Source organism: Pseudomonas guangdongensis (assembly GCF_900105885.1).
Taxonomy (GTDB): Bacteria; Pseudomonadota; Gammaproteobacteria; order Pseudomonadales; family Pseudomonadaceae; genus Geopseudomonas; species Geopseudomonas guangdongensis.
This window is the reverse complement of sequence record NZ_LT629780.1, coordinates 1,412,468-1,437,170: the sequence shown is the minus strand read 5'-3', so window position 1 is coordinate 1,437,170 and position 24,703 is coordinate 1,412,468. Positions and strand designations below refer to the sequence as shown.

Sequence of the window (24,703 nt, the reverse complement as noted above, 5' to 3'; positions counted from 1 at the left end):
CGTCAGCCGGCCAGGCTCATCCACAGCGGCAGGCTGAGTAGCGCCAGCACGGTGGAGAGGAACACCTGCGAGCTGAGGGTGCGGGTGTCCTCGGGGGTGGTGGCGAAGGCCAGCACGTTGACCCCGGTCGGACAGGCCGCCATCAGCAGCAGCACCGCGCGCGCCGGCGCCGCCAGGCCGAGCAGGGCGCCCAGCCACCAGACCAGCGCCGGGAAGGCCAGCAGCTTGAGCCCGGTGAGCACGAACACCGCCGTCGAGGGATGGAAGCGGTAGCGGCTCAGGCCCATGCCCAGCACCATCAGCGCGCAAGGCAACGCCGCGGCGGCCAGCCAGTCGGCGGTCCGCCACAGCGCCGCCGGCAGCTCCAGCCCCAGCACGTTGACCAGCGCGCCGAGCAGCAGGCCGTTGATGATCGGATTGAACAGGCTCTTCAGCAGGCCGCGCGGCTCGACCCGCTGACCGGTGCCCAGCGCCACGTACAGCGACTGCAGGGAGAACAGCGCCAGGCTGTGGAACACCAGCACGGCGAACAGGTAGACCAGCCGGTCGGCGCCGAGCAGGGCGGTGACCAGCGGGATGCCGATCAGCACGTTGTTCGAGTAGCTCGCCGCCAGCCCCAGCGGACTGGCGCGGCCGCGCCGGCGATGCACCCACAGGTTGACCAGAACGAACACCGCCAGCAACGGCGCGAAATAGGCCAGCAGCAGCACCGGGTCCAGGCCGGCGCCGAGGTCGGCGCGGGCGATGCCGGTGAACAGCAGGGTCGGCATGAACAGCTTGAAGGTCATGGTCGACAGCCCGCCGACCGTCTCGGCGGGCAGCCAGCCGCGCCAGCAGAGCAGATAACCGAGGGCGACCAGCAGGAAGATCGGCACGATGGCCTGGAACACGAGCATCGGCGGCGGACTCCTCAACGGCCAGTGACGCGAAGCGGCCGTCGCGCGGCGCGGCCGGGCGCAGAGCATACGCGCCCGCCGCCGGGCCTGGCGAGCCGCCGCCCGCTGCCGGAAGCGTGCCGGCGCGCCATCGCCGCGTCAGTCGACCAGGCGCAGACGACCCTGCATCAGCCCGCCATGACCGGGGAAGGAGCAGAAGAAACGGTACTGCTCGCCGGGCTGCAGGCGCGACACGGCGAAGGTCACCGCCTGCGACTCGCCGCCGCCGAGCAGCCGGCTGGCAGCGATCACCCGCGCATCGCCGGGCTGCACGAAGCCGTTGGCGAAGCCGCCGAGCAGGCCGCTGTCGTGGACCGCCGGCAGGTCGGCGGCGCGCACCAGCACCCAGTTGTGGCCCATCCGGGTCTTTTCCTGGGTGCCACTGTGGCGCAGGTTGACGGTGAACTCGCGGCAGCTGCGGCTGACCTCGATCAGCTCGCGGTCGTAGGCGATGCGGTCGCTGGCTTCGAGGTCGACGCTGCAGGGCGGGGCCGCCCACAGGGGCAGGCTGCACAGGCCGAGCAGGCCGGCGACGAGGGAGGGGCGGATCACGAAGGCCTCCGGGGGCGAGGGAAAACGACTGACCAGCAGACCCCGGCGGCGCCCGGCGAGTTCCGCCGTCCCGACTATCGGCGCGATACAGCCAATCAACGGGCGCCGGCCCGCCGCGCGGCGGACAATCGGCCTACCGCCCCCTGTCACGGAGTCGCCGCCATGAACCTCCTACCGCTGTTCGACCGCCTGCTGGCCTGCTACGCCTGCGCCAGTTGCGGCTGCGCCGTCGACGACTGACCCGGCGCGCGCGGCGCGAGCGGGTCGATCAGGCCCAGCACGCAGGCCATGCCGACCAGATCGCTGAGGCGCTCGGCCTGCATGCGCTTCATCACCCGCGCGCGGTACAGGTCGACGGTCTTCACGCTGATCCCCAGTTGCTCGGCGATCTCCCGGCTGGTGTAGCCCTGCACCAGCGGCAGCAGCACGTCGCGCTCGCGCGGGGTTAGGCCGTCCAGCCGCGCCCGCAGCGCCGCGCCGCCCTGCTGGCGACGCAGCCGCTCGGCGTGGCGGCGCAGCGCCTGCTGCACGCTGTCCAGCAGTTGCTGCTCGTTGCAGGGCTTTTCCAGGAAGTCGCAGGCGCCGGACTTGAAGGCGCGCACCACGATGGGCACGTCGGCGTGGCCGCTGACGAAGATCACCGGCAGGTCGAGGCCGCGCGCGCGCAGCTCCTCCTGCACGTTCAGCCCGCCCATCCCCGGCATCCGCACATCGAGCAGCACGCAGGCCGGGCGCGCGGCGTCGCAGGCCTCCAGGAAGGCCCGGCCGCTGGTGAACGGCAGAGCCTTGAGGCCCACCGACTCCAGCAGCCAGACGGTCGAATCGAGCATTCCCTGGTCGTCGTCGACCACATACACCACCTGCTCCTGCATCAAACTCATCGTGACTCCTGTTGTGATTGGGGGTGCTCGCCGCCGGCCAGCGGCAGCCGGCACAGCAGGCGCAGGCCGCGGGGCCGGCGCTCGGCGCACAGCTCGCCGCCGAAGCCCTCGACGATCGAGCGGCTCATCGACAGGCCCAGGCCCAGGCCGTCGGCCTTGCTGGTGTAGAACGGGGTGAACAGGTGCGCCAGCGCCGCCTCGCTCACCCCCGGGCCCTGGTCCTCGACGCTGATCCACAGGCGCTGGCCGTCGGCCTCGACGCCGGCCGTCAGGCGGATGCGCGAGGCGGCGTGCGGATGGGTCTCGCGGTTGGCGTCGATGGCGTTGCGCAGCAGGTTGAGCAGCACCTGTTCGAGCAGCACCCGGTCGGCGTAGACCGGCGGCAGATTGTCCGGCAGATGCTCGCCGATCGCCACCCGACTGTTGTCCGCCTCCCAGGCGCACAGGCGCACCGCCTCGCGCGCCACCGCGGCGACATCCAGCGCCTGCAGGCGCCGCTGGCCCTTGCGCAGGAAGGCGCGCAGGCGGCGGATCACCGCCGAGGCGTGGTTGGCGTGGGCGTTGATCCGCTCCAGCCCCTCGGCGACCCGTGCCAGCGCCTGCGGGTTGTCCGCCGCGCCCTGCAGGTAGCGCTGGCTGGCGCTGGCATAGTTGACCACCGCGGCCAGCGGCTGATTGATCTCGTGGGCGATCCCCGAGGCCAGCTCGCCGAGGGTGACCAGCCGCGCGGTGTGCGCCAGCTCGTCCTGATGGCGGCGCACCTGCGCCTCGCGCAGCTCGCGCTCGGTCATGTCGCGGGCCACCAGCGAGAAGTAGCCGCCGCTGGCGCCGGCGTGGGCCAGCAGCACCAGCGACAGCGGCAGCGACTCGGCGGCGCCCGGCGGGTGCAGGCGCATGTCGCTCTCCCACGCCCCGCTGCGCTCGGCGCAGGGCAGGCCGGTCTCCAGCAGGCGCTGCAGGTCGCGGCCATCGAGCAGGCTGGCCAGCGGCGGCGCGTCCTGCCCCTCGGCCAGCCCCAGGGTGCGCCGCGCCGACTGGTTGAGGTAGGTGATGGCGCCGCGGCGGTCGATGAACAGCACCAGGTCGGTGGTCGCCTCGATCACCTCGGCCAGGCGCCGGCGCACCTCCTCGCCCTGCACCCGCGCGCTGATGTCGCGCGACACGCTGACGATCTCCACCACCGCGCCGGTGTAGGTCTCGCGGATCGCCCGGCAGGCGCTCTCGAACCACAGGTAGTGGCCGTCGCGGTGGCGCAGGCGGTAGCTCAGGGTGTGGTAGCCGCGCAGCTCCAGGGCCTCGCCGGCCAGGCGCATCAGCGCCACGTCGTCGGGGTGCAGCAGCGCGCGCAGGCGGCTGCCGCGCAGCTGCTCGGGCCAGTAGCCGAGCAGCGTCCAGGACGCCGGCGAGGCGTCGAGGAAGCGCCCGTCGGGGGTGTGCCGGGAGATCAGGTCGGTGGTGTTCTCGATGATCAGCCGGTACAGACGCCGCGCCTGGGCCGCCTCACGCTCGTTGCCGAGGCGCTCGCTGGCGTCGTGGCCGCGCACCAGCACCCGCGCGGCGCCGGCGGGCACGAAGCGCCACAGCAGGGTGCGCTCGCCCAGCGCCACGCTCACCGGGCCGACCGCGCGGCGCTGGCCGAGGCAGGCGCGCAGCAGCGGCAGGTGGTTGACCGGCAGCAGCGCCTCGACCTGTTCCAGGCCGCAGTCCCGGCACAGCCGGTGGGCGGCCAGGTTGAGGTCGAGCAGGCGGCCGTCGGCGTCCAGCAGCAGGCTGGCCTCGTCGTCGCCGCCGAGCACCGGCGAAGGCTGCAGCTGGGCGCGGGCCAGCTGCAGGCAGGCGCCGAGCAGCTCGCCGAGCCAGCGGCCGAGGCCGGAGCCCGGCGCCTCGTCCAGCACCAGCAGCAACAGGCCGGGCTGCCCCGGCGCCAGTTCGACGGCCAGCGCCAGCCCCGCGCGGATGCCGGCGCGACGCAGGCGTCCGGCCAGCCAGCAGGGCAGTTCGAGCAGCGCCGCCACGGCGATCTCGCCCTGCGCGGCGAGCCGCGCGCGCAGCGCCGCATCGCTGGCCTGCAGCGGGTCGCCCGGGCCCGGCGGCAGGCGCTCGCCGCTGCCCAGCTCGGCGTAGGTGCCGGTGCCCGCCTGCCAGGCCAGGCAGTAGGCCTGCCGCACCTCGTCGTGGCTCAGCGCCAGGCGGCGCAGCGCATCGGCCAGCGCCGCGCCCCCGGCTCCTTCGCCGGCCAGGCGCAGCAGCCCGGTCAGCGCCGGAGAGGCCGTCCAGCCCGGCTGCGAGCCCTGTTTCACGTCTTCCGCCATGCTGGCCGCCTTTTAGGTATTTCTACTAGATAGCACAGGAAATAAACCTATACACATTTCAAGATTGCCCGGTTATGCTCGGGTCAAGCCACCACAGGAGTGTGGTGCCGCGGGTCTTCGGATGGCTGCGCCGTGTCGAGGACCGAACCAGAGAGCTAACAAACAGCCAGCGGATATCGCCATGTCGATCTATGAACAAGGGCTCGCGCAAGCCCCGGTAAACCATATCGCCCTCACCCCGCTCGGGTTCCTCGAACGCAGCGCGGCCATCTATCCCGAACGCACCGCGGTGATCCACGGTTCAATCCGCCACACCTGGGCGCAGACCTACCAGCGCTGCCGCCGGCTGGCCTCGGCGCTGGCCGGGCGCGGCATCGGCAAGGGCGACACCGTGGCGGTGATGCTACCCAACATCCCCGCCATGCTCGAAGCCCACTTCGGCGTGCCGATGACCGGCGCGGTGCTCAACACCCTCAACGTGCGCCTGGATGCCGAGGCCATCGCCTTCATGCTGCAGCACGGCGAAGCCAAGGCGCTGATCGCCGACCGCGAATTCTTCGACGTGATCCACGCCGCCCTGGGCATGCTCGGCCGGCCGATCCTGGTGATCGACGTCGACGACCCGGAATACGGCGAGGGCCAGCCGGTCAGCAATCTCGACTACGAAACCCTGCTGGCCGAGGGCGATCCCGAGTTCGCCTGGGCCTGGCCCGAGGACGAGTGGCAGGCGATCAGCCTCAACTACACCTCCGGCACCACCGGTAACCCCAAGGGCGTGGTCTACCACCACCGCGGCGCCTACCTCAACGCCCTCGGCAACCAGATGACCTGGGCCATGGGCCACCACCCGGTGTACCTGTGGACCCTGCCGATGTTCCACTGCAACGGCTGGTGCTACCCCTGGACGGTCACCGCGCTGGCCGGCACCCATGTCTGCCTGCGCCGGGTCGACCCGCAGAAGATCCTCACCCTGATCCGCGAACACCGCGTCAGCCACCTGTGCGGCGCGCCCATCGTGCTCAACGCGCTGGTCAACATGCCCGACTCGGCCAAGGCGGCCATCGACCATCCGGTGCAGGCCATGGTCGCCGGCGCCGCGCCGCCGGCCAAGGTGATCGGCGCGGTGGAGGAAATGGGCATCCAGGTCACCCACGTCTACGGCCTCACCGAGGTCTACGGCCCGGTCACCGTGTGCGCCTGGCACGAGGAATGGGACGCCCTGTCGCTCGACGAGCGGGCGCGGATCAAGGCCCGCCAGGGCGTGCGCTACCCGACCCTGGAAGGGGTGATGGTCGGCGATCCGAAGACCCTCGAACCGGTGCCGCGCGACGGCGAGACCATCGGCGAGATCTTCATGCGCGGCAACACGGTGATGAAGGGCTACCTGAAGAACCCCACCGCCACCGGCGACGCCTTCGCCGGCGGCTGGTTCCACACCGGCGACCTGGCCGTCTGCCACCCCGACGGCTACGTGGAGATCAAGGACCGCCTCAAGGACATCATCATTTCCGGCGGCGAGAACATCTCCACCATCGAGGTGGAGGGCGTGCTGTACCGCCACCCGGCGGTGCTGGAGGCGGCGGTGGTGGCCCGTCCCGACGAGAAATGGGGCGAGACGCCCTGCGCCTTCGTCACCCTCAAGCAGGGCCACGAGGCCGACCAGGCGGAAATCATCGCCTTCTGCCGCGAGCACCTGGCGCACTTCAAGATCCCCCGCACCGTGGTGTTCGACGCCCTGCCCAAGACCTCCACCGGCAAGATCCAGAAGTACGTGCTGCGCGACTGGGCCCGCGCCCTCTGATTCACGGCCGGCGCGTGCGCCGGCCCCGTTCCGATCATAACGACAACCGGCAGCGACACGCCCGGCGGGCGCCGGCTGCCAACGGAGAAGACATGCAACTGTACAACCGCAAGGACGGCGACGAGCAACCGTACTGGCCCCTCGGCCCGTTCAAGGTGCGCCTGCCCTTGGTCCACTACCGCTGGGAAACCGCGGAAATGCTCCAGGCGCTGATCATGTTCGTGGTCAGCCTGGCGATGATCCCGCTGCTGCAGAAGTACCTCGGCCTGCCCTACGAGGTGGCGCTGGCCTACGTGGTGGTCTGCGGCATCGGCTTCATGCTGCCGGCGCTGCTCGGCGTGCCGCTGGTGCCCGGCTGGATCACCCCCGGCATCCCGGTGGTGCTGCTGTTCCTCGGCGACTACGAGCCGGGTCCGCAGGCCATCCAGGCGCTGTTCGCCCTGCAGATCCTGGTGTTCTTCATCTTCCTGATCCTCGGCATCACCCGCCTGGGCAGCGCCATGGTGCGCATCGTGCCCAACTCGATGAAGGGCGGGATCATCATCGGCGCCGGCATCGCCGCGCTGATCGGCGAGATCGACGCCGGCGGACGCCTGGCCAACACGCCGATCTCCCTGGTGCTGGGCAGCCTGATCTGCCTGTACCTGATGTTCTCGGTGTCGTTCAAGGGCCTCACCGAGCGGGTGCCCTTCGCCCGCAAGATCGTCAACTACGGCATGGTGCCGGGGATGATCGTGGCGATCCTCACCGGCATCGCGGTCGGCGAGTACCCGATGCCCGACGTCAAGTGGGGCATCACCGCGCCGGACTTCGCCGGCATGTGGGCCTACCTGCCGTTCAGCGTCGGCTTCCCCGAGGCCAAGGTGTTCCTGCTCGCCGTGCCCACCGCGGTGATCGCCTACATCATCGCCTTCGGCGACATCATCGTCGGCCAGTCGCTGATGCAGCGCGCCGACGAGCTGCGCACCGACGAGAAGATCGAGAACAACGTCGACCGCATCCACCTGGTCACCGCCCTGCGCAACGCCCTGCACGCCTTCTTCGCCCCCTATCCGGGCCTGGCCGGGCCGCTGTGGACCGCCGTGGCGGCGACCATGGCCGAGCGCTACAAGTACGGCCGCAAGGCCATGGAGTCGATCTACAGCGGCGCCGGCACCTTCTGGATCACCGGCTTCCTCGCCCTGTTCGTGCTGCCGCTGGTGAGCTTCTTCCAGCCGGTGCTGCCGATCGCCCTGTCGCTGACCCTGGTGCTCACCGGCTACATCTGCCTGATGGTCGGCTTCGAGCAGCTGGAGAACAACACCGAGCGCGGCATCGCCGGCACCATGGGCGTGGTCCTCGCCGTCTACGGCGCCGGCTGGGGCCTGGCCACCGGCGCGGTGCTGTATATCCTGGTCGAGCGCACCCACCTGCTGCGCTTCGCCTCGGTGCGCGGCAAGCAGCCGGCGCCCGGCGCGGAAACCGAGTAACCCCGCGCGGCCCCCGCCGGCGGGGGCCGCGTCAACCGTCCTGCAGGTCGGGTACGAAAGACCGGATCTTTCGTACCCGACCCGAATACGGCGCCTGCCGCCGACTTGTCCACAGAGGTCCGCTATGCCCGAATTCAACGCCCCCCTGCGCGACATGCGCTTTGTGCTCCACGAAGTCTTCGACGCCCCGAGCCTGTGGGCGCGCCTACCGGCGCTCAGCGAGACGGTGGATGCCGACACCGCCGACGCCATCCTCGAAGAAGCCGCCAAGGTCACCGGCCAGCTGATCGCCCCGCTCAGCCGCAGCGGCGACGAGGAAGGCGCGCAGTTCGAGGCCGGCGCGGTGCGCACCCCGGCCGGCTTCAAGGAGGCCTACGCCACCTACATCGACGGCGGCTGGGTGGGTCTGGCCGGCAACCCCGCCTACGGCGGCCTGGGCATGCCCAAGATGCTCGCCGTGCAGTTCGAGGAGATGCTCTACGGCGCCGACTCCAGCTTCGCCCTGTACTCGGCGCTGACCTCCGGGGCCTGCCTGGCGATCGACGCCCACGCCAGCGAGGAACTCAAGAGCACCTACCTGCCGCGCCTGTACAGCGGCGAATGGGCCGGCACCATGTGCCTGACCGAGCCGCACTCGGGCAGCGACCTGGGCCTGCTGCGCACCCGCGCCGAACCGCGCGCCGACGGCAGCTACGCCCTCACCGGCACCAAGATCTTCATCACCGGCGGCGAGCAGGACCTCACCGCCAACATCGTCCACCTGGTGCTGGCGCGCCTGCCCGACGCGCCGCCCGGCTCGCGCGGCATCTCGCTGTTCCTGGTGCCCAAGTTCCTGGTCGAGGCCGACGGCAGCCTCGGCGCGCGCAACCCGGTGCACTGCGGATCCATCGAGCACAAGATGGGCATCAAGGCCTCGGCCACCTGCGTGATGAACTTCGACGGCGCCGTCGGCTACCTGGTCGGCGAGCCGAACCGCGGCCTCGCCGCCATGTTCACCATGATGAACTACGAGCGCCTGTCGATCGGCATCCAGGGCATCGGCTGCGCCGAGGCCTCCTACCAGAACGCCGTGGCCTACGCCCGCGACCGCCTGCAGGGCCGCGCACCGGGCGGCGCCGCGGCGCCGGAGAAGAGCGCCGACCCGATCATCGTGCACGCCGACGTGCGGCGCATGCTGATGACCATGAAGGCGCTCACCGAGGGCGGCCGCGCCTTCTCCACCTACGTCGGCCAGCAGCTCGACCTGGCCAAGTTCGCCGAGGACGACGAGGAGCGCGGTGCCGCCGAGGCCATGGTCGCCCTGCTCACCCCGATCGCCAAGGCGTTCTTCACCGACACCGGACTGGAAAGCTGCATCCACGGCCAGCAGGTGTTCGGCGGCCACGGCTACGTGCGCGAATGGGGCCAGGAACAGCTGGTGCGCGATGCGCGCATCGCGCAGATCTACGAAGGCACCAACGGCATCCAGGCCCTCGACCTGCTCGGCCGCAAGCTGGTGGCCAACCGGGGCGCCGGCCTGCGGCAGTTCGCCGCCGAGGTGCGCGCCTTCGTCGACAGCCCGGACGGCGTGGGCCAGCCGTTCGGCGACGAACTGCTCGACGCACTGAACCGTCTCGAAGCCGTCAGCGACTGGCTGCTGGAACAGGCCGCCGACGATCCGGCGGCGGTCGGCGCCGCCGCGGTGGACTACCTGCACCTGTTCGGCTACGTCGCCTACGCCTACATGTGGGCGCGCATGGCCAGCGTCGCCGAGCGCCGCCGCGCCGACGACGAGGCCTTCTACGGCGCCAAGCTGGCCACCGCGCAGTTCTACTTCTCCCGCCTGCTGCCGCGCATCCACTCGCTGGAAGCGGCGATCCGCGCCGGCAGCGCCTCGCTGTACGGCCTCGGCGCCGAGCAGTTCTGAACCAGACCCGCGCCCGAACGGGCGCGGGGCACGCTTTCCCCTTGAGCGTCTTGCGCGGCCTGCGCCGCGCCTTTTTATTCCTGCGGGACGGCCCCCGGCCGCCCGCCCACCGGAGAAACACCATGCGCGAAGTCGTCATCGTCGCCGCCACCCGCACCGCCATCGGCGCCTTCCAGGGCAGCCTGGCCGGCGTTCCCGCCGCCGACCTGGGCGCCTGCGTGATCCGCCAGCTGATCGCCCAGACCGGCCTCGATCCGGCCCAGGTCGACGAGGTGATCCTCGGCCAGGTGCTCAGCGCCGGCTGCGGCCAGAACCCGGCGCGCCAGGCCGCGATGCGCGCCGGCCTGCCCCACACCGTCCCCGCGATGACCCTCAACAAGGTCTGCGGCTCCGGCCTCAAGGCCGTGCAGCTCGGCGCCCAGGCCATCGCCTGCGGCGACGCCGAGATCGTCATCGCCGGCGGCCAGGAGAACATGAGCCAGGCGCCCTACCTGCTGCCCGCCGCGCGCACCGGCCTGCGCCTGGGCCATGGCCAGGCCCTCGACAGCCTGCTCCACGACGGCCTGTGGGACGCCTTCCACGACTACCACATGGGCATCACCGCGGAGAATCTGGTCGAGCAGTACGGCCTGTCCCGCGAGGAGCAGGACGCCTTCGCCGCCCGCTCCCAGCAGCGTGCCGCCGCCGCCCAGGCCGCCGGCCGCTTCGTCGCCGAGATCGCCCCGCTGAGCATCGCGCAGAAGAAGGGCGAGCCGCTGGTGTTCGCCGTCGACGAACAGCTGCGCCCGCAGAGCGGCGCCGAGGCGCTGGCCAAGCTGCGCCCGGCGTTCAAGAAGGACGGCACGGTCACCGCCGGCAACGCCTCGACCCTCAACGACGGCGCCGCCGCGGTGCTGCTGATGAGCGCCGAGAAGGCCGACGCCCTGCGCCTGCCGGTGATGGCGCGGATCGCCGCCTCGGCCAGCGCCGGGGTCGATCCGGCGATCATGGGCATCGGCCCGGTGTTCGCCACCTGCCGCGCGCTGGAAAAGGCCGGCTGGAGCCTGGAGCAGCTCGACCTGATCGAGGCCAACGAGGCCTTCGCCGCCCAGGCCCTGGCGGTCGGCCGCGAGCTGCACTGGGACGACGCCAAGGTCAACGTCAACGGCGGCGCCATCGCCCTCGGCCATCCGATCGGCGCCTCCGGCTGCCGCGTGCTGGTCAGCCTGCTGCACGAGATGCAGCGCCGCGACGCCAAGCGCGGCCTGGCCACCCTGTGCATCGGCGGCGGCCAGGGCGTCGCCCTGGCGGTCGAGCGCGACTGACGCCCGCCGCCTGTCGATAACAACAACAAGGAACCCGACCCATGCGAAGCCTGACCACCCTGCCCGGCAACAGCCAGAAACTCGACGGCGGCGCCATGTTCGGCAATGCCCCGCGCGCCCTCTGGGAGCGCTGGATGAGCGCCGACGCCCTGCACCGCATCGACCTCGGCTGCCGCGCCCTGCTGGTGCGCGAGGACGAGCGCAACGTGCTGGTCGAGACCGGCATCGGCGCCTTCTTCAGCCCCGAACTGAAGGAGCGCTACGGCGTGCAGGAAAGCCGCCATGTGCTGCTCGACAACCTCGCCGCCCAGGGCCTGTCCGACGCCGACATCGACGTGGTGGTGCTCACCCACCTGCACTTCGACCACGCCGGCGGCCTGCTCGCCCCCTGGCAGGCGGACCAGCCGCCGCGCCTGCTGTTCCCCAACGCGCGTTTCGTCACCGGCCGCCGCCAGTGGCAGCGCGCGATGGCGCCGCACGCCCGCGACCGCGCCTCCTACATCCCCGAACTGCTTGAACTGCTCGAAGCCAGCGGCCGCCTGGAACTGCTCGACGACGGCGCGGGTTCGCCGACCCTCGGCGCCGACTGGCGCTTCCATGTCAGCGACGGCCACACCCCGGGGCAGCTCCTGCCCGAGGTGCGGATGCCCGGCGGCCCGGTGGTATTCGCCGGCGACCTGATCCCCGGCGCGCCCTGGGTGCACCTGCCGATCACCATGGGCTACGACCGCTTCCCGGAAGGGCTGATCGAGGAGAAGACCGCGCTGCTGGAAGACCTGCTGGCGCGCAATGGCCGGCTGGTATTCACCCACGACCCCAAGGTGGCAATGGGCCGGGTGGTGCGCGATGCCAAGGGCAAGTTCGGCGTAGAGGCGAGCGAGGGGGAGGTGGTGGGCTTGGTGGAATGATACCGTTGCGGCATGTGTTCTCCCGCATGCCGCAGCGTCTTCCACGCGCAGGACGCGGGCGACCGGACGCGCAGACCACTCCAGCTTTCTCAAGGCAGCCTAGATGCATCGAAAATCGGCGATCCGCCCCGTAAAGCAAATATACTCAGGCAACAGGATCGATTTACCGGAGACGGCGGGAATTTATGCGTTCTGGTGGATCGGGCAGAAATCCCAGTTGCTCGCCGCCAACCGGCATATCGTGCTCAAAGGCCCCGGAGGCATTCCCGTCGATGTCGAGTATCAGGACTGGTGGCCAGAGGAGTTGGCTTACCCCTGCCTGTATGTCGGCAAGTCCACCAACATTCGCCGCCGCTTCTCGCTCCACATCAAGCGCGGCAGTACCGAGCGCCTGCACCCGCCTCACCCGCAGAACTGGAAGGCAACGCCAAATACGACATCGTGTCAGTTGCGCTGGGGCATAGAGCATATCTTTCCCGACGCAGAGGCACCGCTAAGCATCATCGCCGAGTCGGTCGGCTTTTCCTTCCGCACAGACTTCGCCGAAAACGCCATTGCCGAACGCTTCTTCGAAGAGGACCGTCTCGTGGGAATCTGGCGCCCCTGGTTCAACATCGACTCCGAACGCTAGAAGCGGTCGCGGGCGCCCAGGTTACAGGCAGCGACCTGCTCAGTTTCCCCCACTGACCTGCACCCCGATCCCCAACTGCGTCGCCACCGACAGCGGCAGCAACAGGGTATCCAGCAGCGCGCTGGCCGGCAGGTCGAGGCCGGGGTATTTCGGCGCCTCGGCGCCGAAGCGCTCGCGCGGGCAGCAGCCGCCGTGCAGCGCGTACCAGTCCAGCCGGGTGCCGGCGTAGATCAGCGGCGCGCCGGGCTGGGCGGCGTCGAGCACGCGCACGCTGGCGCAGCCGCCGAGCAGCAGCGGCGCCAGCAACAGGGCGGCGAGGCGGCCCATCAGTCGGCGCTGACCCGGTGCTGTTCGCCCCAGCGCGGCAGCATGTCCTGGGGAATGTTCAGCAGGTTGAGGATGCGCGCCACCACGAAATCGATCAGGTCGTCGATGCTCTGCGGCTGGTGGTAGAAGCCCGGCGCGGCGGGCAGGATCACCGCGCCGAGGTTGGACAGCTTGAGCATGTGCTCCAGATGGATGCTGGAGAACGGCGCCTCGCGGGGCACCAGGATCAGTTGGCGGCGCTCCTTGAGCGCCACGTCGGCGGCGCGCTCGATCAGGTTGTTGCAGGCGCCGCTGGCGATCGCCGAGAGGCTGCCGGTGGAGCAGGGCACCACCACCATGGCCGCCGGCGCGCTGGAGCCGGAGGCCGGCGGGGCCATCCAGTCGTCCTGGCCGAACACGCGGATCTGTCCCGGCGCGGCGCCGGTGTATTCGGTGAGGAAGGCCTGCATGGCGCGCGGCTTGGCCGGCAGGGCGACGTCGGTTTCGGTGGCCATCACCAGCTGGGCCGCCTTGGAAATCAGGAAATGCACCTCGCGCTCCTCCTGCACCAGGCAGTCGAGCAGGCGCAGGCCGTACTGGGCGCCGGAGGCGCCGGTCATGGCGAGGGTGATGCGTTCGGGGCCGGACATGGCTCGTTCTCCGTACTGTGCCGCGGGCGCCGCGCGACGCCGGCAGCACAGGCCGGCGCTCGTGCGGGGTCAATCTAGCCGGCCAGCGCCGCCGCCAGCTTGCCGTGCAGGCCGCCGAAGCCGCCGTTGCTCATGATCACCACCTGGGTGCCGGCGGTGGCGCTGGCCTTCACCGCGCCGATGATCGCCTCCAGCGAGTCGAACACCGCGCTGGGCACCGTCGAGCCGACCACGCTGGCGGCCAGGTCCCAGCCGAGGTTCGGCGGCGCGTACCAGTACACCTGATCGGCCTGGACCACCGACTCGGCCAGGCCGTCGCGGTGCGCGCCGAGCTTCATCGAGTTGGAGCGCGGTTCGATCACCGCGATGATCGGCGCGCTGCCGACCCGCTTGCGCAGGCCGTCGAGGGTGGTGGCGATGGCGGTCGGATGGTGGGCGAAGTCGTCGTAGAGGGTCACGCCGCCGATCTCGGCGACCTTCTCCATGCGCCGCTTGACGCTGCGGAACGACGACAGTGCGGCGCAGCCCTGGGCCGGGACGACGCCGACGTGGCGTGCCGCGGCCAGGGTGGCAAGGGCGTTGGCGACGTTGTGCTGGCCGCTCAGTTCCCACTCGACGCCCCCCTGCACGGCGCCGTCGAGGATCACCTCGAAGCGCGAGCCGTCGGCAGCGAGCAGCCGGGCCTGCCACTGGCCGCCGGGGCCGGTGCTCTCCACCGGGGTCCAGCAGCCCGTCTCCAGCACCCGCTCCAGCGCCGCGTCGGCGGCCGGGCGGATAATCAGCCCCTGACCCGGCACGGTGCGCACCAGGTGGTGGAACTGTCGTTCGATGGCCGCGAGATCCGGGAAGATGTCCGCGTGGTCGAACTCCAGGTTGTTGAGGATCGCGGTGCGCGGGCGGTAGTGGACGAACTTGCTGCGCTTGTCGAAGAAGGCGCTGTCGTACTCGTCGGCCTCGACCACGAAGAACGGCGTGCCGCCCAGGCGCGCGGACACGCCGAAGTTCTGCGGCACCCCGCCGATCAGGAAGCCCGGGCTCATCCCGGCGTCTTCCAGCACCCAGGCCAGCATGCTGCTGGTGGTGGTCTTGCCGTGGGTGCCGGCCACCGCCAGCACCCAGCGGCCCTGCAGCACGTGGTCGGCCAGCCACTGCGGGCCGCTGACGTAGGGCAGGCCGGCGTTGAGCACGTGCTCCACCGCCGGGTTGCCGCGCGACAGCGCGTTGCCGATCACCACCAGGTCCGGCGCCGGGTCGAGATGGGCAGGCTCGTAGCCCTGCAGCAGCTCGATGCCCTGTGCTTCGAGCTGGGTACTCATCGGCGGGTAGACGTTGGCATCGGAGCCGGTGACGCGGTGGCCGAGTTCTTTCGCCAGCACCGCCAGCGACCCCATGAAGGTGCCGCAGATGCCGAGAATGTGGATATGCATGGATGACCTCGAAAACGGGCGGGCACGGCCCGGAAAACTGTCGCGCAGGTTAGCACAGCCCCCTGTGGACCACAGGACGGCGCCGGGATTCGCCGCCGCGTGCTTGCCGCCCGGCGCCGCGCCGGTCACCCTTGCGCCATACCCGCCGCGAGGACGCTCCCGATGGCCGCACGCCCGCCCCGCTGGCGCCGCCGGCTCGCCGTGCTGGCGCTGCTGTCGCTGCTCGCCGCTGCCGCGGCCCTCCTCTATGGACTCGCCCTCGGCGAGCGCCTGGGCATCCGCCAGCTCGACGGCCTGCGCCTGTCGCGCCACGGCCTGCAGCTGGACAGCCTGCGCCTCGACCGCGCGGACGCCGCCGGCGCCCGCCTGCAACTGCGCGCCCACGGCCTGCGCCTCGACTGGCCGCGCGACTGGCGCGACCTCGCCCTGCCGCACCTCGGCATCGCCGAGCTGCAACTGGACTGGCAGCCGGCCACGGCGGCGGCGCAGCGCGCTGGCGCACCGGACGCCCTGCCGCGCCTGCTCGGCGCGCTGCCGCGCGAGGTGCGCATCGAGCGCCTCGACACGCGCCTGCCCTGCCCGGCCGGCACCTGCCGGCTGAGCGGCACGCTGCACCTGCAGCACGCCGGCAGCACCCTGCTGCCGGCCCGCCTGCAGCTGGCGCTGAACGACGGTGCGCGCCAGCTGCGCCTCGACGCCACGCTGTCCGGCCCGGCCGCGAGCGCACAGCTGCAAGCCCGGCTGGCGCTGGACGAGCAAGCGCTGCTGAGCCTCGACGCCCGCCTGCAGGACGACACAGGCACCCCGCGCCTGCACGCCAGCCTGCACTGGCCGGCGCGCCCGGGCGTCGAGTGGCCGGCATACTGGCTGACGCCGCTGCTCGGCGCCGAGGGCCAGACCAGGCTGGCCGCGCTGCCCGCGACCCTGAGCGTGGACGCCGAGGCCATCCTGGGCCTGCCCGCCGGCTGGCGGCCGGGGGATGCGCTGCCGGCGTCCGTCACCCTGGAGCAGGGCCGCCTGCAGGCCGCCCTGCCGCGCCTGAACCCGGCCGGCCTCGACCTGCGTACGCTGCGCGCCGAGCTGGCGCTGCACGGCGTCTGGCAGGCCGGCGCCGAATCGTGGCTGGCCCTGCGCGACGGCTCGCGCATCGAGGCGACGCGCCCAACCCTGACCGCCGCCCAGTTGCGGGCCGAGCGCCTGCAGCTGGGGCTGGCCGGGCTGCGCCTGGACTGGAACGGCGGCCAGCCGCCGCGCCTGCACGGCCCCCTGCAGCTGCAGCTCGCCAGTCTGCGCCAGGCGGCGCTGCAGACTCGCGACTGGCGCGCCGTCCTGCACCTGGACGCCAACCCCGCCGGGCAGCGCCTGACCGGCACCCTGGACAACGGCGCCGGCCTTGCCGCCGCCCTGCAGGCCGAACGCGGCGCCGACGGCGCCCTGCGCGCGCAGCTGCGGATGAACGACATCGACTTCGCCGCCGGCAATCCGCTGGCCGCCGTCCTCGCCGCCTGGCCGGCGCCACTCGCCATCGCGGCCGGGCGTCTGCAGGCCGGCGCCACGCTGCGGCTGAACCCGCACGGCGCCCTGCACGCCAGTGCCGAGCTGCAGCTGCACGGGGTCGCGGCACAGTACGAGCGCAGCGCGCTGAGCGGCCTGGACGCGCAGCTCAAGGCCAGCCTGCGCGACGGCCGCCTGCAGGTCGAGCTGCCGGCCCTGCAGCTGGCCAGCCTCGACCCCGGCATCGTCCTCGGCCCGCTCGCTGCCCGCGCCAGCTACCAGGCGCGCCTCGACGCCCTGCCGGCCGGCAAGCTGATCCTCTACCAGCTCGATGCCGGCCTGTTCGGCGGCCGGCTGCGCGCCCGCCCGGATGCCCTCTCGCTGGCCCACCGGCCGCTGCCGCTGCCGCTGCGCCTGCAGGTCGAGGGCCTCGATCTGGCGCAGCTGCTCGCCGCCTACCCGGCCGAAGGGCTGGCCGGCAGCGGCCTCCTCGACGGCGAGCTGCCGCTGAGCCTCGCCGCCGACGGCCTGCGCATCGCCGGCGGCACGCTGCGCGCCCGCACCCCGGGCGGCGTGCTGCAGCTGCGCAACCCGGCGCTGCAGCGCTTTGCCGCCGACAACCCGGCGCTGGCGCTGGCGATGCGGGCCCTCGACGATTTCCGCTACGATCGGCTGGACGGCCGGGTCGACTACGCGGCGCAGGGCCAGCTGCTGCTGGCACTGCGCCTGCACGGACGCAATCCGGCCCTGGAGGGCGGTCGCCCGGTACACTTCAGCATCAACCTGGAGGAAAACCTGCCGAGCCTGCTACGCAGCCTGCAGCTCTCCGGCCGGGTCAACCAGGCCATCCAGCGCCGCGTGCAGCCACCGCTGCCGGCGCGCCCCTGAAGGAGGTTTCGCCATGCCCCTGCACCGCCCGGTCTGCGCCCTGCTGCTCGGCCTGCTGGCCAGCGCCTGCACCCCCACGGTGCAGCTGGCCGCGCCCAAGGAGCCGATCAACATCAACCTCAACGTGAAGATCGAGCATGAGATCTACATCAAGGTCGACAAGGCGCTGGACAACATTCTCGACGAATCCAGCGGCCTGTTCTGAGGAGCCCGACATGACCCTTTCCAAGCGCATCGCCACCCTGCTGCTGGGCCTGTGCCTGAGCCTGCCGGCGCTGGCCCTCGACCTTTCCGGCGCGATGACCGCCCTGCCCGCGGCCAAGAGCGCCGGCCAGCTGGGCGAGCAGCCCGACGGCTACCTCGGCGTGGTCGCGGCCGGCGGCCAGGCCGCCGAGATCGCCCGGCTGATCAACCAGGCGCGCCGCGCCGAATACCAGCGTCTGGCCAGCCAGAACGGCATCGCCCTGCGCGACGTGGAGACCCTGGCCGGACAGAAGGCCATCGACAAGACCCCGCCGGGGCAGTTCGTCCGCATCGGCGGCGCCTGGCGGCGCAAGTAGCCACGCCGCGGACGGGCGCGGCGATGCCGTACAATCGCCGTCCCGACCGCGCTGCATCCTGGAGGTTGCCCGTGTTCTTCCGCAACTGGCGCCGGCGCCGCGTGCTGGCCCGCCACCCCGTCGCCGACGCCCTGTGGAGCGCCGTGTGCGCCGACCTGCCGCTGCTCGCCGGCCTGGACGGCGGCGAACTGCAGCGCCTGCGCGAGCTGTGCGTGCTGTTCCTGCACGACAAGCACCTGACCTGCCTGCCCGGCGTCGAGCTGGACGACGCGGCGCGCCTGCGCCTGGCCGCGCAGGCCTGCCTGCCGCTGCTGCACCTGCCGGACCTGGACTGGTACCAAGGCTTCCACGAGCTGGTGCTGTATCCCGACGACTTCCTCAGCCCGCAGCGCTACCGCGACGAGGCCGGCATCGAGCACGCCTGGGACGACGAGCGCAGCGGCGAGGCCTGGCAGCAGGGCCCGGTGATCCTCGCCTGGCCCGGGGTCGCCGCCAGCGGCGGCCTGGACGGCTACAACCTGCCGATCCACGAGCTGGCCCACAAGCTGGACATGCTCAACGGCGACGCCAACGGCCTGCCGCCGCTGCACCCGGACATGCGCATCGGCGACTGGGCCGCGGCCCTGCAGGCGGCCTACGACCGCCTCAACGCCGAACTGGACCGCAACCCCGACGCCGAAACCGCCATCGACCCCTACGCCGCGGAAAACCCCGGCGAGTTCTTCGCCGTCACCAGCGAATACTTCTTCAGCGCCCCCGACCTGCTGCACGCCGCCTTTCCGGCGGTCTACGCGCAGTTGGCGCTGTTCTACCGCCAGGACCCGCTGAGCCGCCTGGCCGCGCCGCTGGCTGGCGCCCAGCAGCATGGCACGGGGGCGGGAATCGCCCTATAATCGCCGGCAATTTTTGGCCTGACCCTTTGGAGTCACCATGAGCTACAGCAACATCCCGGCAGGCAAGGACCTGCCGAACGACATCTACGTCGCCATCGAGATCCCCGCCAACCACGCGCCGATCAAGTACGAGATCGACAAGGACAGCGATGCGCTGTTCGTCGACCGCTTCATGGCCACGCCGATGTTCTACCCGGCCAACTACGGCTACATCCCCAACACCCTGGCCGACGACGGCGACCCGCTCGACGTGCTGGTGGTGACCCCCTATCCGGTCGCCCCGGGTTCGGTGGTGCGCGCCCGTCCGGTCGGCATCCTGCACATGAGCGACGAGGGCGGCGGCGACGCCAAGGTGCTGGCCGTGCCCCACGACAAGCTGACCGTGCTCTACAAGGACGTGCAGAACTACACCGACCTGCCGAACCTGCTGATCGAGCAGATCAAGCACTTCTTCGAGAACTACAAGGATCTCGAACCGGGCAAGTGGGTCAAGGTGGAAAGCTGGGGCGACGCCGAAGAGGCGCGCCAGGTGATTCTCAAGGCCGTTGCGGCGTACCAGAAGTAAGCCGAAAACCGCCAAGAAAAAGCCGGCCACAAGCCGGCTTTTTTACGTTTGCTTGATCTGTGACGGATTTTCATCGCCCGGCCGTTCCGCTAAGGTGACGCGTCCTCCGGCCGCCAAGGTCCGTCCATGCGTCTGTTCCTGCTCATCTCGCTGCTGTGCTCGCTGCTGGCCTGCTCCGGCGAGCCCGAGTCCCTGCGCATCGGCGGCAACCGCTGGCCCGGCTACGGCCCGGTGTACCTGGCCGACGACCTCGGCTGGCTGCAGAGCCAGGGCATCCAGTTGCTCGAATACCCCCACGCCACCGGCGTGCTGCGCGCCTTCGACAACAACCTGCTGGACGCCGCCCTGCTCACCCTCGACGAAGCCCTGCAACTGGCGGCCCGCGGCCACGACCTGGAAATCCTCCTGATCACCAATATTTCCGCCGGCGCCGACGTGCTCTACGCCCGCCCCGGCATCGGCCGCCCGCAGGAGCTGGCCGGCCAGCGCATCGGCGTGGAAACCGGCGCCCTCGGCGGCCACCTGCTAGCCCGCACCCTGGAGCTGGCCGGCCTGGCCGAGCGCGACGTGCAGGTGGTCAGCCTGCCGATTCACGAACATGCCGAGGCGCTGGGCGCCGGGCGCATCGACGCGGCGATCAGCTTCGCCACCGAGGAGCCGGCCTTCCTCGCCGCCGGCGCGCGGCGCCTGCTCGACACCCGCGCCCTGCCGGACACGGTGATCGACGTGCTGGTGGTCGAGCGCGGGCGCATCAGCGCGCAACGCCGCGAGCAGCTGCGCGCGCTGTGGTTCGACAGCCTGCGCGAGTGGCACGACAACCACGAGCAGGCCGATGCGCGGCTGAGCCGGCGCCTGGGCATCGACCAAGAAACCCTGCACCTCACCGTCGACGGCCTGCAGCTGGGCGACCGGGCGCTCAACCGGCGCCTGCTCGACGACGGCCGCCTGGCCGAGCGCCTCGACAGCCTGCACGCCTTCATGCGCAGCCACGGCCTGCTCGCCAGCGCCATCGACACCGGCAGCCTGCTGCCGGCGCCGTGCCGGAGCGCGCAATGCTGAGACGCCTGTCGCTGCGCCGCTCGATCCCCCTGCTGCTGGCCCTGTTCGGCCTGCTCGCCGTGCTGCTGCTCACCGGCCTGAACATGCCGCGCCTGGAGCGCGACCTGGAAGCCACCTGGCAGCGCCACGCCAGCGAGATCCTCGCCCTGCAGCAGGCCAACCTCAGCGACCATCTGCGCCAGCAGCGCCTCAAGGAGCTGCAGACCGCCCTGGCCGACCTGGCCAGCCTGGAGGGGGTGCGCTGGGCTTCGGTGATCGACCGCCAGCTGGCGCCGCTGGCCAGCTCGCGCCTCGACCGCGAGCCCGCCCGGCAGCCCTGGCTGGCGGAGATGCCGCTGGCCGCGCAGATCGCCCACGGCCGCCCGCAATGGCACCCGCTCGGCGGCCACAGCTTCGTCGCCCTCTATCCGCTGCGCGCCCCCCAGGGGCTGACCCAGACGCCCGAGCACGCCCTGCTGGTGGAGTGGAACTTCGCACCCATGCTGGCCCGCCAGACCCGCAACGCCTGGCTGCAGCTGGGCGAGACCCTGCTGCTGTTGCTGGCCCTCGGCGCGCTGCTCAACCAGCTCTACGACCGCCTGGTCACCCGCCGTCTGGCCGCCCTCGGCCAGGTCGCCGACGCCTTCGCCGCCGGCCAGCGGCAGCGCCGCGCCGATGACCGCGGCAACGACGAGATCGGCCAACTGGCGCGGCGCTGCAACCGCATGTTCGAGCAGCTCGAGAGCGACCGCCGCGCCCTGCAGGACAGCGAACAGCAGCTGCGCAGCCTGATCGACGCCGCCCCGGTGGGCATGCTGGTGGTCGACGACCAGGGCCGCATCGACGCCGCCAACCCAGCCGCCGCCCTACTGTTCGCCCGCGACGCCGGGCAGCTGCACGGCGTCGCCCTGGGCGCCCTGCTGCTCGAACCCGACGCCTGGACGCGCCTGGCCACCCAGGCCAACCGCTGCCTGGAGTTCAACGCCCGGCGCCAGCACGGCAGCTTCCCGGTGGAGGTGTCCTGCACGCCGTTCCAGCGCGGCGGCCAGCCGCTGCAGCTGCTGCTGGTGCGCGACATCAGCGACCGCAAGCAGGCCGAAAGCCGCCTGCATCACCTGGCCCACTTCGACTCGCTGACCGGCGCCGCCAACCGCGCCCAGTTGCTCGCGCGCCTCGAACAGGGCCTGCAGCAGCACCAGGCGCAGGCGCTGCTGTTCCTCGACCTCGACCACTTCAAGCACATCAACGACACCCTCGGCCACGACGTCGGCGACCTGCTGCTGCGCGGCGTCACCGAGCGCCTGCGCCGCCACGCGCCGGCCGAGGCGCTGCTCGCCCGCCTCGGCGGCGACGAGTTCGTCATCCTCCTCCAGGGCGCCCTCAGCGAGCAGGCCGAGGCCCTCGCCGAGCGCCTGCTGGAGGCCTTCCGCCAGCCGTTCCAGGTGCGCCAGTACGAACTGTTCAGCAGCCCGAGCATCGGCATCACCGTGCAGCAGGGCGGCCAGGGCAGCGCCACCCAGCTGCTCAAGCAGGCCGATCTGGCCCTCTACCACGCCAAGGGCAGCGGGCGGAACCGCCTGGCGCACTTCGACACCCGGCTGGCCGAGGAGGCCGACCTGCGCCACCAGCTCGAAGACGAACTGCGCCACGCCCTGGCCCACGACGAGTTCGAGCTGTACTACCAGCCGCAGGTCGACGGCGACGGCCGCCCGCGCTCCTTCGAGGCGCTGCTGCGCTGGCACTCGCCGAGCCGCGGGCTGGTCAGCCCGGGCCTGTTCATGCCGGTGCTGGAAGACAGCGGGCTGATCCTCGCCGCCACCCGCTGGACCTTCCGCCAGGCCTGCCGGCAGCTGCGCCAGTGGCAGGACATGGGCCTGGACTGGGGCATCGCGGTCAACCTGTCGCCGCTGGATTTCCGCCAGAGCGACCTCGCCGGCACCCTGCTGACGATCATCGCCGAGGAGCGCGCGCCGGCCTGGCGCCTGGAACTGGAGATCACCGAAAGCAGCCTGCTGGACGCCGACCAGCAGATCATCGACTGCCTGCTGACCCTCAAGGCCGCCGGGCTGTCGCTGTTCCTCGACGACTTCGGCACTGGCTACGCCTCGCTGGCCTACCTGCAGCGCTTCCCCTTCGACGGGGTGAAGATCGACCGCCAGTTCGTCGCCGGCCTGCCCGAACAGCGCGAGTCCACCGCCCTGGTGCGCGGCATCCTGATGATCGCCGGCCAGCTGGGCATGCGGGTGATCGCCGAGGGTGTGGAGAACGAGCGCCAGGCCGCGTTCCTGCGCCTCAACGGCTGCCACTGCCTGCAGGGTTTCCTCTTCGGCCGCCCGCAGACCGCCGCGGCCTGCACCGCGCTGGCCAGCCCCGCGCGCAGCGACGCGAGCGTCCGTTAGGCGAAAAGCGCAGCCAGCCGCGCGCCAGGAATGCCAGAATAGCCGCCGACACGGTTCCAGCCCCGCCGCGCGCGGCGCGCCACTGCCCGGCAACGCCGCAGGCGGACAACCCACAGGCCCGACCAGGACGGGGACCGGCACCACCACCAAGGAGGATAAGGAAGATGAGCAACGTCCCCAGCGAACTGATCCAGCGCATCGGCCAGATGACCCACATGCTGCGCGACAGCATGCGCGAACTGGGCCTGGACAAGGAGATCGAGAAGGCCGCCCAGGCCATCCCCGACGCCCAGGACCGCCTCGGCTACATCGCCGCGATGACCGAACAGGCCGCCGAGCGCGCGCTCAACGCCGTCGACCGCGCGCAACCGCTGCAGGACAGCCTGACCCAGGGCGCCACGGCCCTGGAAACGCGCTGGCAGGCCTGGTTCGCCAATCCGCTGGAGCAGGACGCGACCAGCGCCCAGGCGCTGGCGCAGGCCACCCGCGACTACCTCGCCGAGGTGCCGCGCCACACCCAGGCCACCCAGGCCGAACTGCTGGAAATCCTCATGGCCCAGGACTTCCAGGACCTCACCGGCCAGGTGATCAAGAAGATGATGGACCTGATCCGCCAGATCGAGCGCCAGCTCATGCAGGTGCTGCTCAGTGGCCGCCCCGACGTCTGCGAGAAGGCCCTCCTCGAACAACTGGCCCGCGCCGAAGAGGAGCGCCGCCAGCACTCCGAGCCGCAGCTGCTCAACGGCCCGCAGATCAAGCCGACCGAAGGCAGCGCCCTGGCCAACCAGGACCAGGTCGACGACCTGCTCGCCGAACTGGGCTTCTGACCCGCCCCCTCCGGCACGCCGGCACGGGCAGGCCTCCCACCGGCCGCCCGCGGCGCGGCTCGCCCTCTGCCCGAGTCCCCCCACATGAACCCGAGCGACCTTCTCCTGCTGCTGTTCGCCGGCCTGGCTGCCGGCGGCATGAACGCCCTGGCCGGCGGCGGCACCTTCTTCTCCTTCCCGGCGCTGCTGGCCGCCGGCCTGCCGCCGGTCACCGCCAACGCCACCAACGCGGTGGCGCTGTGGCCGGCGAGCCTCGCCGGCGCCTGGGCGGCGCGCGGCTCGCTGCGCCCGCTGGGCGGCTACCTGCTGCCGCTGCTGGCGGCCGGGCTGGCCGGCGGCCTCGGCGGCGGCCTGTTGCTGCTGGCCGGCGGCGACAGCGTGTTCCGCGTGCTGATCCCCTGGCTGCTGCTGGCCGCCACCGCCCTGTTCGCCGCCAGCCCCTGGCTCGGCCGCCTGCTCGCCGCGCGGCGCCGCGAGGCCGGCGCCGTGCCGCCCCACGGTCCGCTGTCGCTGGCCGCCCACGCGCTGGTCTCGGTGTACGGTGGCTACTTCGGCGCCGGCATGGGCATCCTGCAACTGGCCGCCTTCTCCATCGAGGGCCACGCCCTGGCCCGCGCCAACGCGCTGAAGAACCTGATCTCGGCGGTGATCTACAGCGTCGCCAGCCTGACCTTCATCCTCGCCGGCCGGGTCAGCTGGAGCGAGCTGGCCGTCCTGCTCGCCGGCGCCACCCTCGGCGGCTACCTGGGCGGCGCCCTCGGCGAGCGCCTGCCGGCACGCTGGCTGCGCCTGCTAGTGATCGTCGTCGGCAGCGCGATGACCTGCTACTACTTCTGGGCCACCTACGGGCGCTGAGCCGCCGCGCCCGCGCATACCGCCGCCGGGGCGGTATGCGCCCCCGCCGTCCGGCTGCCGTTTGCCCGTCGTTCGCCGCTCTGCTAGTGTCGCGCCCGTTTT

At 71.6% G+C, this 24,703-nt stretch carries 22 protein-coding genes; 15 read left to right on the top strand and 7 right to left on the bottom strand.

From position 1 onward, the window contains the following. Positions 1 to 2 precede the first annotated feature (2 nt). The 4 genes from BLU22_RS06970 to BLU22_RS06955 all read right to left on the bottom strand — a co-directional run bounded on the left by BLU22_RS06970 (position 3) and on the right by BLU22_RS06955 (position 4,680). On the bottom strand, positions 3 to 896 hold the full coding sequence (locus BLU22_RS06970) for an AEC family transporter (RefSeq protein WP_090213174.1): 894 nt from the start codon (positions 894 to 896) through the stop codon (positions 3 to 5). A 138-nt stretch (positions 897 to 1,034) separates the two neighbouring features. Then, positions 1,035 to 1,487, bottom strand: a complete 453-nt coding sequence (gene azu / locus BLU22_RS06965) for an azurin (RefSeq protein WP_090213172.1) — start codon at positions 1,485 to 1,487, stop codon at positions 1,035 to 1,037. Positions 1,488 to 1,687: 200 nt separating this feature from the next. Then, on the bottom strand, positions 1,688 to 2,368 hold the full coding sequence (locus BLU22_RS06960; protein ID WP_090213170.1) for a response regulator transcription factor: 681 nt from the start codon (positions 2,366 to 2,368) through the stop codon (positions 1,688 to 1,690). After that, entirely contained in the window at positions 2,365 to 4,680 is a 2,316-nt protein-coding gene (locus tag BLU22_RS06955) for a PAS domain-containing sensor histidine kinase (protein WP_090213169.1), read from the bottom strand. Before BLU22_RS06955 ends, BLU22_RS06960 begins: the two co-directional genes overlap by 4 nt. 181 nt (positions 4,681 to 4,861) lie before the next feature. Here BLU22_RS06955 and BLU22_RS06950 point away from each other — a divergent pair, with 181 nt between their 5' ends. The 6 genes from BLU22_RS06950 (at position 4,862) to BLU22_RS06925 (ending at position 12,699) form a co-directional block, all read left to right on the top strand. Then, positions 4,862 to 6,481: an acyl-CoA synthetase gene (locus BLU22_RS06950; RefSeq protein ID WP_090213167.1), complete on the top strand. Its 1,620-nt coding sequence runs from the start codon at positions 4,862 to 4,864 to the stop codon at positions 6,479 to 6,481. A gap of 92 nt (positions 6,482 to 6,573) precedes the next feature. Next, positions 6,574 to 7,950: a solute carrier family 23 protein gene (locus tag BLU22_RS06945; protein WP_090213166.1), complete on the top strand. Its 1,377-nt coding sequence runs from the start codon at positions 6,574 to 6,576 to the stop codon at positions 7,948 to 7,950. A 124-nt stretch (positions 7,951 to 8,074) separates the two neighbouring features. Next, complete coding sequence (locus tag BLU22_RS06940) at positions 8,075 to 9,856, top strand: acyl-CoA dehydrogenase C-terminal domain-containing protein (protein ID WP_090213164.1); 1,782 nt, start codon at positions 8,075 to 8,077, stop codon at positions 9,854 to 9,856. A 122-nt stretch (positions 9,857 to 9,978) separates the two neighbouring features. Continuing rightward, positions 9,979 to 11,160: an acetyl-CoA C-acetyltransferase gene (locus tag BLU22_RS06935; RefSeq protein WP_090213163.1), complete on the top strand. Its 1,182-nt coding sequence runs from the start codon at positions 9,979 to 9,981 to the stop codon at positions 11,158 to 11,160. 41 nt (positions 11,161 to 11,201) lie between these two features. After that, the gene (locus BLU22_RS06930; protein ID WP_090213162.1) at positions 11,202 to 12,068 is read left to right on the top strand and encodes an MBL fold metallo-hydrolase; all 867 of its coding nucleotides are present in this window, start codon (positions 11,202 to 11,204) and stop codon (positions 12,066 to 12,068) included. 103 nt (positions 12,069 to 12,171) lie between these two features. Further along, positions 12,172 to 12,699 (top strand): hypothetical protein, encoded by a 528-nt coding sequence (locus BLU22_RS06925; protein ID WP_090213161.1) that lies wholly within the window; start codon positions 12,172 to 12,174, stop codon positions 12,697 to 12,699. A 39-nt stretch (positions 12,700 to 12,738) separates the two neighbouring features. Here the strand turns inward: BLU22_RS06925 and BLU22_RS06920 are convergent, their stop codons facing one another. The 3 genes from BLU22_RS06920 to mpl all read right to left on the bottom strand — a co-directional run bounded on the left by BLU22_RS06920 (position 12,739) and on the right by mpl (position 15,082). Then, complete coding sequence (locus BLU22_RS06920) at positions 12,739 to 13,026, bottom strand: YceK/YidQ family lipoprotein (protein ID WP_090213159.1); 288 nt, start codon at positions 13,024 to 13,026, stop codon at positions 12,739 to 12,741. Next, positions 13,026 to 13,655, bottom strand: coding sequence for a flavin prenyltransferase UbiX (gene ubiX / locus BLU22_RS06915; protein WP_090213157.1), 630 nt, complete (start codon positions 13,653 to 13,655; stop codon positions 13,026 to 13,028). The genes BLU22_RS06920 and ubiX overlap by 1 nt, the downstream gene beginning before the upstream one ends. A gap of 74 nt (positions 13,656 to 13,729) precedes the next feature. Next, positions 13,730 to 15,082 carry a UDP-N-acetylmuramate:L-alanyl-gamma-D-glutamyl-meso-diaminopimelate ligase gene (gene mpl / locus BLU22_RS06910; protein ID WP_090213156.1) on the bottom strand — a complete coding sequence of 451 codons (1,353 nt, stop codon included), beginning with the start codon at positions 15,080 to 15,082 and terminating at the stop codon, positions 13,730 to 13,732. 162 nt (positions 15,083 to 15,244) lie between these two features. Between mpl and BLU22_RS06905 the strand changes: the two genes are divergently transcribed. From BLU22_RS06905 to BLU22_RS06865, 9 genes are all read left to right on the top strand, one after another. After that, positions 15,245 to 17,464, top strand: a complete 2,220-nt coding sequence (locus BLU22_RS06905; protein WP_090213154.1) for a YdbH domain-containing protein — start codon at positions 15,245 to 15,247, stop codon at positions 17,462 to 17,464. Positions 17,465 to 17,477: 13 nt separating this feature from the next. After that, positions 17,478 to 17,669: a YnbE family lipoprotein gene (locus tag BLU22_RS06900; protein WP_090213152.1), complete on the top strand. Its 192-nt coding sequence runs from the start codon at positions 17,478 to 17,480 to the stop codon at positions 17,667 to 17,669. Between the two features lie 10 nt (positions 17,670 to 17,679). Then, on the top strand, positions 17,680 to 18,024 hold the full coding sequence (locus BLU22_RS06895) for a YdbL family protein (RefSeq protein WP_090213151.1): 345 nt from the start codon (positions 17,680 to 17,682) through the stop codon (positions 18,022 to 18,024). Between the two features lie 23 nt (positions 18,025 to 18,047). After that, positions 18,048 to 18,917 (top strand): M90 family metallopeptidase, encoded by an 870-nt coding sequence (locus tag BLU22_RS06890; RefSeq protein WP_090213149.1) that lies wholly within the window; start codon positions 18,048 to 18,050, stop codon positions 18,915 to 18,917. 37 nt (positions 18,918 to 18,954) lie between these two features. After that, entirely contained in the window at positions 18,955 to 19,482 is a 528-nt protein-coding gene (gene ppa / locus BLU22_RS06885; protein WP_090213148.1) for an inorganic diphosphatase, read from the top strand. A 126-nt stretch (positions 19,483 to 19,608) separates the two neighbouring features. Next, a complete protein-coding gene (locus BLU22_RS06880) occupies positions 19,609 to 20,541 on the top strand; it encodes an ABC transporter substrate-binding protein (RefSeq protein ID WP_090213146.1) in 933 nt (310 codons plus the stop codon). Beyond that, on the top strand, positions 20,535 to 22,919 hold the full coding sequence (locus tag BLU22_RS06875; protein WP_090213144.1) for a putative bifunctional diguanylate cyclase/phosphodiesterase: 2,385 nt from the start codon (positions 20,535 to 20,537) through the stop codon (positions 22,917 to 22,919). The genes BLU22_RS06880 and BLU22_RS06875 overlap by 7 nt, the downstream gene beginning before the upstream one ends. A gap of 164 nt (positions 22,920 to 23,083) precedes the next feature. Continuing rightward, positions 23,084 to 23,746, top strand: coding sequence for a protein phosphatase CheZ (cheZ, locus tag BLU22_RS06870; RefSeq protein ID WP_090213143.1), 663 nt, complete (start codon positions 23,084 to 23,086; stop codon positions 23,744 to 23,746). A gap of 84 nt (positions 23,747 to 23,830) precedes the next feature. Continuing rightward, a complete protein-coding gene (locus BLU22_RS06865) occupies positions 23,831 to 24,601 on the top strand; it encodes a sulfite exporter TauE/SafE family protein (RefSeq protein WP_090213141.1) in 771 nt (256 codons plus the stop codon). Positions 24,602 to 24,703: the final 102 nt, after the last annotated feature.